Here is a 13,392-nt window from a genome sequence, read left to right on the forward strand (position 1 = left end):
TCCAGTCCCACGCTAGGTTGCCCACCGCCGCTCGCGGCAGACGGCAGGCCGGGGCGGACCCTGGTCGCGGGCGGGGTGGGGCGGTGGCCGAGAATCGGCGGATGGACGTCGCCGAGCTGCTGGAAGCCGCCGCACTGCTGGTACCGGAGGGCGCGGCCACCGCCGACGACCTCACGCTCGCCGACGTCTGGGAGTGGCTGGCCCACGATCAGTGGGAGGTGGCGATCGGGGTCCTGGAGGAGCTCGGCGACCGTCCGGCGCTGCCGCTCGCCTTCTGGGAGAACCTGGCAGAGGTCGCCGAACAGCTCCACCTGGAGCGGAGCACCAGGTGGTGCCGCTGGCGGTGCTACGAAGCGCGCAACGGTGTGATCCGGGCCGAACTCACCCTCCGCCCGGCCGGTGAGAGCCGCCGGACCGGACCGTTCTCCGGAGCCGGGGTGATGCGCCCGATGTGGAACATCGGCCACCGGACGCCGGACGGCGACACCGTCGTCGACATCGCGGCCCTGTGGGTGGAGGCCACGCCCTTCCTGGGACCGGGCGAACGGGCCACCGTCCGGCTCGCCCCGCTGGACCCGCAGCGGTGGCGCGGGCTCCGGCCGGGACAGCTCATCGCGATGCACGAGGACCGGACCGTCGGCGGCACCGCCGTGATCCTGGAGGTCAGCGCCCCCGCCGCCGGGCCGGGCGCCGGCTGAGCCGCCCGGCCCGGCGGTCGCAGCCCGGTGCGGCCACCGCCGGGCGGACTCCGGCCGACGAAGCGTCAGATGCCGGACCGAGGGTCCGACTTGCGGGCCTGCAGCACGAAGGCGTCCAGCGGCAACGGCGAGCGGTCCACCAACTCCAGTCCCGCGTCCGCGAGAAGGCGCGCGAAGTGGGCGGCGGTGCGCTCGCGGCCGCCCACGTTGCAGCGCATGTGCAGGTCCCAGGCGGTGGCGAGCGAAGGGGAGCCGTCGTCCGGGAGGACCCGCTCGACGATCAGCAGGTCGGCGTGGGCCGGCATCGCGTCGGCCAGGTGCCGCAGGATCTCGCGGCAGCGGTCGTCCTCCCAGTCGTGCAGCACCCGCGACAGCACGTAGACGTCGCCGTCCGCGGGGACGTCCGCGAAGTCGCCGCTGCGGCACGCCGCGCGCGGGCCGCAGCCCGTGGCGTCGAAGAACTGCCGTGCGGCGGCGGCCACCCGGGGACGCTCCAGCAGCACGCCGTGCAGGCCCGGATGGGCGGTGAGCAGGCGGGCCAGCAACTCGCCGGTGCCGCCCGCGAGATCGACCACGGTCCGCGGTGCGTCCGGCCTGGACGCGGCGGCCGCGGCCCGCACCACCGGGTGGGACGGCAGCGGGTCGAACATCCGGGTGCTGGCGGCCATCGACCGGTCGAACAGCTCCGCCAACTCCGGATCCCGCGCGAAATGGTCGAAGTGGTTCTCGCCGTACAGCTCGTCGAACGCGACCCGGCCGGTGCGCACCGTGTCCGACAGCCGCGCGAACGACCGGTAGAACGGCCCCGCGTACAGCAGCGCCAGCGGCCGCAGCGACCCCGGGGCGTCCGCGCGCAGCAGCGCACCGGACGGCGAGAGCCGGAAGCCCGCGCCGTCCCGGAGCACCGCGCCCAGCATGGTCAGGTAGCGCAGCAACGAGAGCAGGGTGTCCGGGTCGGCGTCGACGGCCTGCGCCAACTGCTCGGCGGTGCGCCCGGTGTGCTCGTCCATGGCCTCCGGGACGCCCAACTCGGCGAAGGCTGCCAGTGCCTGGGTGGTCCACGCGCCGGTGAGCAGGCGCAGCAGGGCCTCGGCGGGCTGCTCGGCGCGGTGTCGGGCCAGGTGGTCGGCGAGCAGGTCGCGGTGGTCGCCCGGCGCGTAGAGCTCGATCCGGCGGTACCCGGCCTTCGAGTCGGCGGGCGCCTCGAAGTAGAACACCGTGCCGTCCTCGTGCGGGTTGTAGCCACCGCCGTCGGCCCGGGCGCCGTGCCGGGCGAGAACCGCGCACAGGCCGCGCAGGACCAGCGGGTCCGGCCGGTCCACCTCGAAACCGAGGTGCGCCTCGTGCTGCAAGGCGCGCTCGTGGGAGGCGAGTTCGGCGAGCTCCGACCCCTCGGGGACGGTCAGCGCGAACAGTTCGACCACCCGGCGCTCGCCGTCCAGTCCGGTGACGCTCGGGCGCAGGATGCCGACGTCCAGCCCGGCCGCGTCGAGGCGGTGCCGGGAGGCGAGCCGCTGGCGCACCACCGTGCTGGGCTGCGGCGCCTCCCGCACCGTCAAGCCGCTGTCGGCCAGCGTCCGTCGGAGGGCGTCGGGACCGGACGGGAAGACCAGCAGCGCGGTGTGCGCGAAGCGGCAGCGGTCCGTGATGGCGCGCAGTTCGACGCCGTCCAGGCCGGGGAGCAACGCCCGCAGCAGGGCGGCGGTGTCGTGGGTGCGGACGTGGTCGACGGCGGCCCGGAGCAGGTCCGCGTCGGTGAGCGTGGCGGTCATGGTGAACTGTCCTCGACACTGGAAAGTGGTGCGTGGGCGAAACGTTTCTGATGGCGGTGGCGGGTCCGGGCACGGGTGCCCGAGGGGCGTCGCCGGGGGAGGCGTCCTCCGTGGAAGTGGAGGCGCACACGGCGGGAGCGACGGCGAAATGCGGTGCGCCCGAACCAATCTGACCATGCGTCAGTTGACGTGATCTTAACCGCGGGGAAAGCGGCGGCCGTTCCGGTTTCACCCGATTGGACCGGGTCGGCGGTGGCCCGGTCTCGCCCGGCGCGACCGCGCGGAGCGGCAAGCCCGGCGGGCGGCGGGTGGTGCGAGCACAGACGGAAAACGCCTTCCGGCGGCGGCGGCGGCGCTGCGTGCGGGGCGGGGTGGGTCCGGCCGGGACCTGCGGCGTCCGTCGGCCCGGTCCGGTGCGGTCCGGCCGCCGACCAGTCCTGCTGGAGCTCGCCGAGCACCGGATGCGCGCTCGCTCCGAGTACTGCTCGGACCGGTCGGGCGAAGGTGCGGGACGTCGTACCCTGGCGTGTCGGGCCGTGGTGTCCGGGTGCAGTGGGAGGGGCGGCGGGCGTGCGGGACGTGGACGTGGTGGAGGTCGTGGCCGCGGTGCGGGCGGCCGGGGTGCGGGTCTGGATCGCCGGGGGGTGGGGGATCGACGCGCTGCTCGGCCGGGAGACCCGGCCGCACCGGGACCTGGACCTGCTGCACCGTCAGGAGGAGGAGCCCGTCGTGCTGGGCGTGCTGCGGGACCTGGGGTTCGAGCAGACGGTCGACCAGCGGCCCGTCAGGTTCGTGGTCGCCGACGCCCTCGGGCGGGAGATCGACCTGCACCCGCTGGTGTTCGGGACGGACGGCGACGCGGTGCAGCAGTCCTTCGAGCCCGAGCGCCCGTTCCGCTACCCGGCCTCGTGCTTCGTCACGGGGAGGATCGCCGGCAGGCCCGTCCCCTGCCTGTCCGCCGAGCAGCAGGTGTACTTCCACCAGGGCTACCCGCCGACCGACCGCGACCGCCAGGACATGGCACAGCTGCGCGAGGCGTTCGGGATCGCCACCCACTTCTGAGCCGCCGGGCGAGCCGCGGCCGGGGCGAGGCACCGGTCGGCGGCGGGCGGTGCCCGGTCAGGAGGTGAGGCGGCGCTCCAGCGGGGTGCGGAACCGCGGGGTGACGCGGATTTCGGCGAGGACGGTGCGGAGGGCGGCGGCTTCGGCGGCGATGGCTTCGCGGGCTTCGGCGCCCGGGTCGGCGAGCAGCTCGAACAGGATCTCGCCGTCCCGGCGTTGGGCCCAGCCGCCGACGATGCGGCCGTCCCACCACACGGTCGGCCCGATATTTCCGGTGCGGTCGACCAGGTGCGGCCGGTCGGCGGGGGAGAGGTACCAGTCGCGGTGCTTCCAGCCCATCGCGGTGGGGTCGAGGGCGGGCAGCAGGGCGGCCCAGGGCGCCGGGGCGGCAACCGGGTCGAGGTCGTCGGGCAGGGCGACGCCGGTGTCCGCGGCCGTGTCCGGGCCGGAGAGCGCGACGTCGACGGCGCCGCACGCGGTGAGCGCGGCCCGTACCTCGCGCACGCCCCAGCCGGTCCACCAGACCAGGTCGTCCTCCGTCGCGGGCCCGTAGGAGGCCAGCCACTGGCGGGCCAACTCGGCCTGGGCGGCGCTGCGTTCGGCGGCCGACGGCGCGGCGGGCACCGGCGGGCCGGGGGCCCAGCGGTGCTGGCTGCTGGTCCAACTGCCCACCGGCCGGCGGCGGACCATGCTGCCCTCCATGCCGAGCAGGCGCAGCATCCGCATGCTCACGGGCTGTTCGGCCTGGTACGAGGTGCCCACGCCGTAGTCGAGCTTCTCGCGCAGTTGCGGCACCAGGTCGCCGAGTTGGCTTCCGGTGAGTCCGGTCGGGGCGTCGGCGAGGGCGGCGTGCACGGCCGCCTCGGCCTCGGCGGTCCAGGCGGCGTCGCGGCCGCTGGCGGCGAAGTCCTTCAGCAGGCGGGTGCGTTCGCGGGCGGCGACCTTGGCGGTGGTGGAGGCGTAGAGGACGGGCGCCAGGCCGGCGGGGATCGCGAACAGGGTGTTGCGCATGCCGTGGCGGCGCAGCACGGTGCCGTCCTCGTAGAGGGCGCGCTCGGTGTCGGCGGTGCCGGGCGTGGCGAGCCGGGCCGAGACGGCGAGGAACACCGTCGCGGCGTCGGTGGCGTGCACGGCGACCAGGGCGGCCACCGCCTGCTCGGCGTGCTCGGCCCGGGTGCCGGGGGCGAGTCGGTGCCGCCGGGCGAGCCGGGCGCGGCGCTGGTCCTGGTCGAACTGCGGTCGGGCGGGCACGCGTTCCTCCTCGTGGTCGGGGACAGCCTGCCACGGCGCTCCGCACCGCCGGGGCAGCGACGCGAAACCGGTCATCCTGGCCGGATTCGATCGGGGAGGCCGCCCCGCAGTGAAAGTTTCGCGGACCGGTGGGCGATTCCCACGGGGCGGCGAGCGGCCCGGAGCCAGGCCGGCGCGCGCCCGCTCGGGCGGGCATCGGAGCGGTGCCGACCGGTCGGCCCCGGCAGCGCCAGGACAGGCCGACTCCGCAGGTGGTAGGGGATGGCGGGCGGCCGGGGCGGCGCAACGGTCGGACGTCCGGCGGCCGGCCGGACGGTGGCCGCACAGCGCCGAACTCCTGCGCCGTTGCGCGAGGTTGGGTGCAGTCGGCACCGCCGCTGTTCGACGGCGGATCGCGCGGGCGCGCCGGAGACGACCCAGCGAGGGGCCGAACTTGCCGACCCAGCGGCCGAATTGGATGTGGTCGAGGCAGCTCCGCGACCCCGTCGGTGGAAGTTTCGGGGGCGGGTGGAGGGCGTGGGTTCCGGCCGCGGGCCCGGGGGTGGGGGTGGCCGGGACTCGCACCCCCGCGGGGATGGAGCGCCGACGAACCGTGGCCGGTGCGGCGGTGAACTGCCGTGCCTGGGGCGGTGATTGGGGCTGACGGCAGCGAGAGGCGGCGGGTGGGGCGGGTGGCTGATCCGTAAGAGTCAGTGCCCATTCCGTCTGGCGGGAGCGCTCCCACGGGTTCTGTCGAACTTCTTGACGGGAGTTCGAGGTCATGGCTTCATATCGGTTGTCCCCGGGCCGAGTTCGGCTCAGCCCGGGCTAAGTATGGGAGCGCTCCCATTAATTGGGAGTGTTTCCTGTCGAGTCCGTCCCCCACCCGAAAGGACTCCCGTCACTGTGTCGGCCAACCTGACGCGCCGTCTCCGGACGGCGGCAGCGGCTGCGGTGCTCAGCGCCGCGACCGTTCTCCCCATTGCCATGACGACCACCTCCGCCCACGCGGCGACCCGAGTCGACAACCCCTTCGTCGGCGCCGGTGTTTACGTCAACCCCGAGTGGGCGGCCCACGCCGCCGCCGAGCCGGGCGGCTCGGCGATCTCCAACCAGCCCACCTTCGTGTGGCTGGACCGCATCGCGGCCATCAGCGGCGTGAACGGCGGGATGGGTCTGCGGGCCCATCTGGACGCCGCGGTGAAGCAGGCCGCGGGCAAGCCGTACGTGTTCCAGGTCGTGATCTACGACCTGCCGGGCCGCGACTGCGCGGCGCTGGCCTCGAACGGCGAGCTCGGCCCCACCGACCTGCCGCGCTACAAGAGCGAGTTCATCGACCCGATCGCCGCGATCCTGGCCGACCCGGCCTACGCGAGCCTGCGGATCGTGACCACGGTCGAACTCGACTCGCTGCCGAACCTGACCACCAACGCGGGCGGCACGGCGACGTCGACGGCCAACTGCGAAACCATGAAGGCCAACGGCAACTACGTCAACGGCGTGGGCTACGCGCTGGCCAAGCTGGGCGCGATCCCGAACGTCTACAACTACGTGGACGCGGGCCACCACGGTTGGCTGGGCTGGGACTCCAACATGCAGCCGGCCATCGACGTCATCAAGCAGGCCGCCACCGCGTCCGGCTCGACCCTCGCCAACGTGCAGGGCTTCGTCGTCAACACCGCCAACTACGGCGCGCTGCACGAGCCGAACTTCACGGTCAGCGACACGGTGAACGGCACCTCCGTCCGCCAGTCGAAGTGGGTGGACTGGAACCAGTACGTCGACGAGGCGTCCTTCGCGAAGGCGTGGCGCACCAAGGCGATCGCGTCCGGGTTCAACTCGAACATCGGCATGATCATCGACACCTCCCGCAACGGCTGGGGCGGCGCCAACCGTCCGACCGGCCCGGGCCCGAAGACCACGGTCGACGCGTACGTCGACGGCAGCCGGATCGACCGCCGCTTCCAGACCGGCAACTGGTGCAACCAGTCCGGCGCGGGCCTCGGCGAGCGCCCGAAGGCGGCCCCCGAGGACGGCATCGCCGCGTACGTGTGGGTGAAGCCCCCGGGTGAGTCGGACGGAGCGAGCTCTGCCGTCGCCAACGACGAGGGCAAGGGCTTCGACGCGATGTGCGACCCGACGTACACCGGCAACGCGCGCAACAACAACAACATGTCCGGCGCGCTGCCGAACGCCCCGCTCGCGGGCCACTGGTTCTCCGCGCAGTTCCAGGAGCTGCTGAAGAACGCCTACCCGACGCTCGGCGGCGGCACCGCGGACACCACCGCCCCGACCGCCCCGACCGGCCTGGCGGCGACCACCACCTCCAGCAGCGTCGCGCTGAGCTGGACCGCCTCCACCGACAACGTCGGCGTCTCCGGCTACGACGTGTACCGCGGCGGCACCCTGATCGGGTCCACCAACAACACCTCGTTCACCGACACCGGCCTGAGCGCCTCCACCGCGTACTCGTACACGGTCAAGGCGAAGGACGCGGCGGGCAACGTCTCGGCCTCCTCGGCGGCGCTGAGCGTCACCACCTCGGCCGGCGGCACCACCGACACCACCGCGCCCACCGCCCCGACCAACCTGGCGGCGACCACCACCTCCAGCAGCGCCTCGCTGAGCTGGACCGCCTCCACCGACAACGTCGGCGTGACGGGCTACAACGTGTACCGCGGCGGCACCCTGGTCGGGTCCACCACGACCACCTCGTACACCGACTCGGGTCTGAGCGCCTCCACCGCGTACTCGTACACGGTCAAGGCGAAGGACGCGGCCGGCAACCTCTCCGCCGCCTCCGCGGCGGTGACCGCCACCACCCAGGCGGGCACCGGCACCGGTGCGGGCTGCACCGCCAGCTACAAGGTCAGCAGTGACTGGGGCAACGGCTTCAACGCCGACGTGACCGTCACCGCCGGCAGCTCGGCGATCAAGACCTGGAAGGTGACCTGGACCTTCGCGGGCAACCAGCAGGTCACCAACCTGTGGAACGGTGTCTCCTCGCAGAGCGGCCAGTCCGTGACCGTCGCCAACCAGGCCTACAACGGCCAGGTCGCGGCCGGCGCCACCACCAGCTTCGGCTTCGGCGGCAGCTACACCGGCAGCAACGCGGTTCCGACCCTGACCTGCACGGCCACCAGCTGACGACGGTAGCCGCGCAACCCTGAGGCGCCGCCCACGTGCAGAGTCTGCACGTGGGCGGCTGCCCGTTTCCCACCGCTGCGACGTCAACCGCCCAGTCGGAAAGCGGTGTTGACCAGCGCGACATGGGTGAACGCCTGCGGGGTGTTGCCGAGCTGCCGACGGCCCACCGGGTCCCACTGCTCGCTCAGCAGGCCCAGGTCGTTGCCCAACGAGGCGGCCCGGGCGAAGAGTTCGCGCGCCTCCTGGTGCCGCCCGAGGACGGTGAGCGCGTCCGCGAGCCAGAACGAGCAGGCCAGGAACGCCCCTTCGCTGCCCGCCAGGCCGTCCTCCGCGCCGGGCGGGTAGCGGCGCACCAGCCCGCCGTGGTCGAGGCCGTGTTGGACGGCCTCCACGGTGCGCGCCACCCGCGGGTCGTCCGGCGGCAGGAAGCCGGTGGTGGCGACGAACAGCGTCGCCGCGTCCAGCTCCGTCGAGCCGTAGGAGCGGACGAACACGCCGCGGCGCGGGTCGACGGCGCGCTCGCACACCTCGGCGTGCACCTGGTCGCGCAGGGCCCGCCACTCGGACGACGGGGCGGGCAGGCCGGTGGCCTCGGCCATCCGGACCGCGCGGTCGGCGGCCACCCAGGCCATCACCTTGGAGTGGGTGAAGTGCCGCCGGTCGCTGCGGACCTCCCACAGGCCCTCGTCCGGCTCGCGCCAGCGGACGGACAGCGAGGCGAGCAGGGTGCGCAGCAGGCTCCACACCTGGCGCTCCATCGGGATGCCGGCCCGCAGTGCCAGGTTGAGGGTGTCCACCACCTCGCCGTAGACGTCGAGTTGGAGCTGGCCGACGGCTGCGTTGCCGAACCGGACGGGGCGCGAGTCGAGGTGTCCGGGCAGCCAGTCGGCCTCGGTCTCCGGCAGGCCGCGCTCGCCGGCCACCCCGTACACGGCCTGGACGGCGGACGGGTCGCCGGCGACCGCCCGCAGCAGCCACTTGCGCCAGGCGGCGGCCTCCTGCCGGAAGCCGCCGCGCAGCAGCGCGGAGAGCGTCATCGAGGAGTCGCGCAGCCAGCAGTACCGGTAGTCCCAGTTGCGTTCGCCGCCCGGCACCTCCGGCAGCGAGCTGGTCGGGGCGGCGACGATGCCGCCGGTCGGCTCGTAGGCGAGGGCCTTCAGGGTGAGCAGCGAGCGCAGCACCGCCTCCCGCCACTCGCCGCGGTAGGGGCACTGGGCGGCCCAGCCGCGCCAGCCCTCGACGGTGGCGGCGAGCAGCGCGTCGGGGTCGGCGCGCGGGGTGGTGGCGAGGTGGGAGGGCTGCCAGGTGAGCAGGAACGCGACGCGCTGTCCGGGGGTGGCGGTGAACTCGGAGACGGTGGCGCCGTCGACGCCGTAGGTGTGCACGCCGGGCGGCACCCGAAGCCAGGCGGAGTCCGGGCCGGCGACGGCGACCCGGTGGCGGTCGGTGCGGCGGACCCAGGGGGAGATCCGGCCGTGGTGGAAGCGCAGCCGCAGCTCGCCGCGGACCGGGACGGCGCCGCTGACGCCCTCGACGATGCGGATCAGCTGCGGGGCGCGCTCGCGGTGCGGCATGAAGTCGAGGACCTTGACCTCGCCGTCGGGGGTGCGCCAGCGGGTCTCCAGCACGAGCGTGTCGGCGAGGTAGCGGCGGGAGGTGCAGTGCGCGGCGTCGGCTCCGGTGGGGGCGAGCTGCCAGGCGCCGTGCTCGGGGGTGCCGAGCAGGGCGGCGAAGCAGCTGGGGGAGTCGAAGCGGGGGAGGCAGAGCCAGTCCACCGAGCCGTCCCGGCCGACCAGTGCGGCGGTCTGCAGATCGGAGAGGAGCGCGTAGTCCTCGATGCGTCCGCCCATGAGGGTGATTCTGCGCCGCTTCCCGGCCGCCGCCACACGGGGCGCGCCGCGCCGCTGTTCGGACCTCCTGGCTTGCGGTGCGGATTGGAAGTATAGGAAGATCTTTATGTCCTGTTGTCATTTTTCGACTGCCACGCCGGAAGGGGTGCCGTCATGGCGCGTCCGAACTGGGTGCCCGCAGGGACCGACCTCGACAAGCCGAACGCGGCCCGGGTGTACGACTACTACCTCGGCGGTTCGCACAACTTCGAGGTGGACCGCCAGATGGCTCGCACAGCGATCGAGCTCTGGCCGGACCTGCCCAAGATCATGCGGGCGAACCGGGCGTTCCTCCGCCGCGCCACCCAGTTCGTCGCCCAGGAGGGCATCAGCCGCTTCCTCGACATCGGCTCCGGCATCCCGACCTTCGGCGCCGTGCACGAGGTCGCCCGCGAGTACCAGCCCGACGCGCGCGTGGTCTACATCGACATGGACCCGGTGGCCGTCGCGCACAGCCGCCTGATCCTGGCCGGCGACCCGCTCAGCCAGATCGTCGACGCGGACCTGCGCAACATCGACGACCTGCTGGCCCGCCCCGAGGTCGAGGAACTGCTGGCGCCCGGCGAGCCCGTCGCGGTGATCCTGAACGCGGTCATGCACTTCGTCACCGACGCCGACGAGCCGCTGAAGATCCTCGCCAAGCTCCGCGAGGCGCTGCCCAGCGGCAGCCTGCTGGTCCTCTCGCACGCCTCGCTGGAGGGCCGCCCCGACCAGGCGGCGGGCCACCAGAAGCTGTACAAGTCCACGCCCACGCCGCTCACCATGCGCAGCCGCGAGCAGATCACCGCCATGTTCGAGGGCTACGAACTGCTCGAACCCGGCGTGGTGTACCTGCCCGAGTGGCGCCCCGACGATGCGGAGTCGGTCGGCCCGCACCCCGAGCGGATGACCGGGATGGCCGGCGTCGGACGCCTGTCGTGAACGAGTCGCCGCCCGCGGGCAACGGGTTCCACGCCGCGTGGGCGGCGATGCTGCGCACCGGGCACGGCGCCGCGGTGCGGCCCGGCGTGCTCAACCCGCTGATCGCCCGGACCGCCGAACTGCTCCACCGGGCCGCCCAGGAGCACCCGTTCCGGCCCGAGCTCGCCAACCAGGTCGGCGGGCTGCTGATCGACAACCACTTCACCGACCCGCAACTGCTGTCCGAAGCGGTGCAGTTGATCCAGCGTCAGCCGGTGCCCGACGAGCGCGGCCCGGCGCTCAGCGGGGCGTTCGCGGCCGGCTGGGCGGAGGCGCTGCGCGAGCGCACCCTGCGCGAGCAGGAGGCGATCCGGCTGGCCGCCGACACCGCCCGGCAGGAGGTCGAGAAGGCCCTGCGCGCCTCCGAGGCCCGATTTCGCGCGCTGTTCGAGTCGGCGGCGATCGGCATCGGCCTCGGCGACACCGACGGCAACATCCTGGCCGTCAACCGGGCGCTGGGCGACATCTTCGGCGGCGGCCCCGAGGACATGCGGGGCGTGCGCGTCAACGACCTGGTCCACCCCGAGGACACCCCGGGCGTGTGGGAGGCGTACGAGGAGCTGATCAGCGGCAAGCGCGAGTACTTCCAGTTCGACAAGCCGTACTACCGGCGCGACGGCGAAGTGGTGTGGACCCACCTGACGGTCTCGCTGATCCGCGACGACGACGGCACGCCGCTCTACCAGGTGGCGATGCTGGAGGACATCACCGACCGCTACCGCCTGCAGGAACGGCTGCGCCACCAGGCCACTCACGACCCGCTGACCGGGCTGCCCAACCGGGCCGCGTTCTTCGAGCGCCTGGAGGCGCTGTTCGAGGAGCCGGAGCCGGACGCCCGGTTCGGCCTCTGCTACGTCGACCTGGACGGCTTCAAGGTCGTCAACGACAGCCTCGGCCACGACATGGGCGACCAGTTGCTGACCGTGGTGGCCGGCCGGCTGGAGTCCGCGCTCAGCCCGCTCGGGCACATGGTGGCCCGGCTCGGCGGCGACGAGTTCGTGGTGCTGCTGGAGAACTGCCGCGGCGAGCAGGAGGCCGTCGCCGCCGCCAAGACCGTGCTCGCCGCGCTCACCAAACCGGTGGTGATCGGCGACCACCGGCTGGCCGTCGGCGCCAGCATCGGCGTGCTGGAGCGCCGGATGGCCACCACCACGCCGGGCGCGGCGGTGCGGGCCGCCGACCTGACGCTGTACCGCGCCAAGGAGGCCGGCCGGGGCCGCTGGACCCTGTTCGACCCGAAGGAGAACGCGCGCGCCGTCAGCCGCTACGCGGTGTCCGTACGGATGCCCGCGGCGCTGGACCGCGGCGAGTTCTTCATCGACTACCAGCCGATGGTCGACCTCGCCTCCGGCGCCATGACCGGCGTCGAGGCGCTGGTGCGCTGGCGCCACCCGCAGCTGGGCGTGCTCGGACCGGAGGAGTTCGTCGGCGTCGCCGAGGAGACCGGGCTGATCATGCCGCTCGGCCGCTGGGTGCTGGAGCAGGCCTGCGAGCAGGCCGCCGACTGGGTCGCCAGGTTCGGCGACCGGGCGCCCAGGCTCAGCGTCAACCTGGCGGTCCGTCAGGCCCGCAACGCCGGACTGGTCGGCGACATCGACCGGATCCTGCGCACCACCGGGCTCGACCCGTCCATGCTGCAGCTGGAGATCACCGAGTCCACCGTGGTCGGCCCCGAGGACGAGGCGCTCAAGGCGCTGCACGCCCTGGTCGACATGGGCGTCTCGCTGTCCGTCGACGACTTCGGCACCGGCTGGTCCAACCTCGCCTACCTGCGCGACCTGCCGGTCTCCAACCTGAAGATCGCCGGCTCCTTCGTCGGCGACCTGCACGACCCCGCCAAGGACACCCACCTCGGCTGGCGGATCGTCAGCGGACTCGTCTCGCTCGCCCACACCCTGGGCCTGTCGGTCACCGCCGAGGGCGTGGAGAGCCGCGCCGACGCCGAACGGCTGCGCCTGATGGGCTGCGACCTCGCCCAGGGCTGGCACTTCGGCCGGCCGGTGCGCCCGGGCGAGATCGCCCGGCGGATCGCCGAGGCCGACCTGGAGATCGCCCTGCCCGCCGACAGCGACACCTGAGCACGTCCCTCGCCGCGCGGCGGGGTGGCAGTTTCGGACACCCGGAGCAGGTCGGCGCGGAGAGCCCCGGACCGGTCCCGGCTCGCAGGACTTCGGCCGTCGGCGCATGCCGAGCCGCTCGACACCCGCGGCACCCGCCCGGTCGGCACGCGGTGCGGTGCGGCACCTCGGCCCCGCCCGTGATCGCCGGACGGTGCGCCCGCACGCCGCGAGGAGGTCGGAACCCGAGGTCCGGCAAAGATGAATAAATCGGACAATGCCTGACAAAGGTGGTTGACAGTTCCTCGTCGGCGGGCGGACGATGAGGTTCTGGCCACGTCGGCGACCGGGCACCGTCCCGGACTCCGCCGAGCAGGCCACCCGCGGCGCACCACGCGCCCCGGACGGCGATCGCCCTTCTTCGGCGTCGACCGTCCCGACGGGGGACGGGCAGGGGAGCCCGACCGGGGGACACCGGGGGAGCACCGAACCGCGGCGGTACGTACCGGACGCCGCACTCCACCCTCCGCACGGGCACCGCCGTGCCCGCTGCCGCCTCAGCGAGAGGCACACCGCG

8 protein-coding genes are annotated in these 13,392 nt (G+C 73.6%); 5 read left to right on the forward strand and 3 right to left on the reverse strand.

From position 1 onward, the window contains the following. Positions 1-101: 101 nt before the first annotated feature. Positions 102-698 (forward strand): hypothetical protein, encoded by a 597-nt coding sequence (locus BX266_RS30085; protein WP_099904913.1) that lies wholly within the window; start codon positions 102-104, stop codon positions 696-698. A gap of 65 nt (positions 699-763) precedes the next feature. Here BX266_RS30085 and BX266_RS30090 read toward each other — a convergent pair whose 3' ends face one another. Then, complete coding sequence (locus tag BX266_RS30090) at positions 764-2,470, reverse strand: methyltransferase (protein WP_099904915.1); 1,707 nt, start codon at positions 2,468-2,470, stop codon at positions 764-766. 570 nt (positions 2,471-3,040) lie between these two features. On the opposite strand from BX266_RS30090, the gene BX266_RS30095 reads away from it, so the two are divergent. After that, entirely contained in the window at positions 3,041-3,532 is a 492-nt protein-coding gene (locus tag BX266_RS30095; protein WP_099904917.1) for a nucleotidyltransferase domain-containing protein, read from the forward strand. A gap of 57 nt (positions 3,533-3,589) precedes the next feature. Here the strand turns inward: BX266_RS30095 and BX266_RS30100 are convergent, their stop codons facing one another. Continuing rightward, positions 3,590-4,783 carry a winged helix DNA-binding domain-containing protein gene (locus BX266_RS30100; RefSeq protein WP_259464922.1) on the reverse strand — a complete coding sequence of 398 codons (1,194 nt, stop codon included), beginning with the start codon at positions 4,781-4,783 and terminating at the stop codon, positions 3,590-3,592. Between the two features lie 966 nt (positions 4,784-5,749). Between BX266_RS30100 and BX266_RS30105 the strand changes: the two genes are divergently transcribed. Next, positions 5,750-7,909 (forward strand): glycoside hydrolase family 6 protein, encoded by a 2,160-nt coding sequence (locus BX266_RS30105; RefSeq protein ID WP_099904921.1) that lies wholly within the window; start codon positions 5,750-5,752, stop codon positions 7,907-7,909. Between the two features lie 83 nt (positions 7,910-7,992). On the opposite strand, the gene BX266_RS30110 is transcribed toward BX266_RS30105, so the two are convergent. Then, positions 7,993-9,759: a glycoside hydrolase family 15 protein gene (locus BX266_RS30110; RefSeq protein WP_099908476.1), complete on the reverse strand. Its 1,767-nt coding sequence runs from the start codon at positions 9,757-9,759 to the stop codon at positions 7,993-7,995. A gap of 153 nt (positions 9,760-9,912) precedes the next feature. Here BX266_RS30110 and BX266_RS30115 point away from each other — a divergent pair, with 153 nt between their 5' ends. Continuing rightward, complete coding sequence (locus tag BX266_RS30115; RefSeq protein ID WP_099904923.1) at positions 9,913-10,719, forward strand: SAM-dependent methyltransferase; 807 nt, start codon at positions 9,913-9,915, stop codon at positions 10,717-10,719. Further along, the gene (locus tag BX266_RS30120; RefSeq protein WP_099904925.1) at positions 10,716-12,836 is read left to right on the forward strand and encodes a bifunctional diguanylate cyclase/phosphodiesterase; all 2,121 of its coding nucleotides are present in this window, start codon (positions 10,716-10,718) and stop codon (positions 12,834-12,836) included. The genes BX266_RS30115 and BX266_RS30120 overlap by 4 nt, the downstream gene beginning before the upstream one ends. Positions 12,837-13,392: the final 556 nt, after the last annotated feature.

The sequence above is a fragment of the Streptomyces sp. TLI_171 genome, from assembly GCF_003610255.1.
Taxonomy (GTDB): Bacteria; Actinomycetota; Actinomycetes; order Streptomycetales; family Streptomycetaceae; genus Kitasatospora.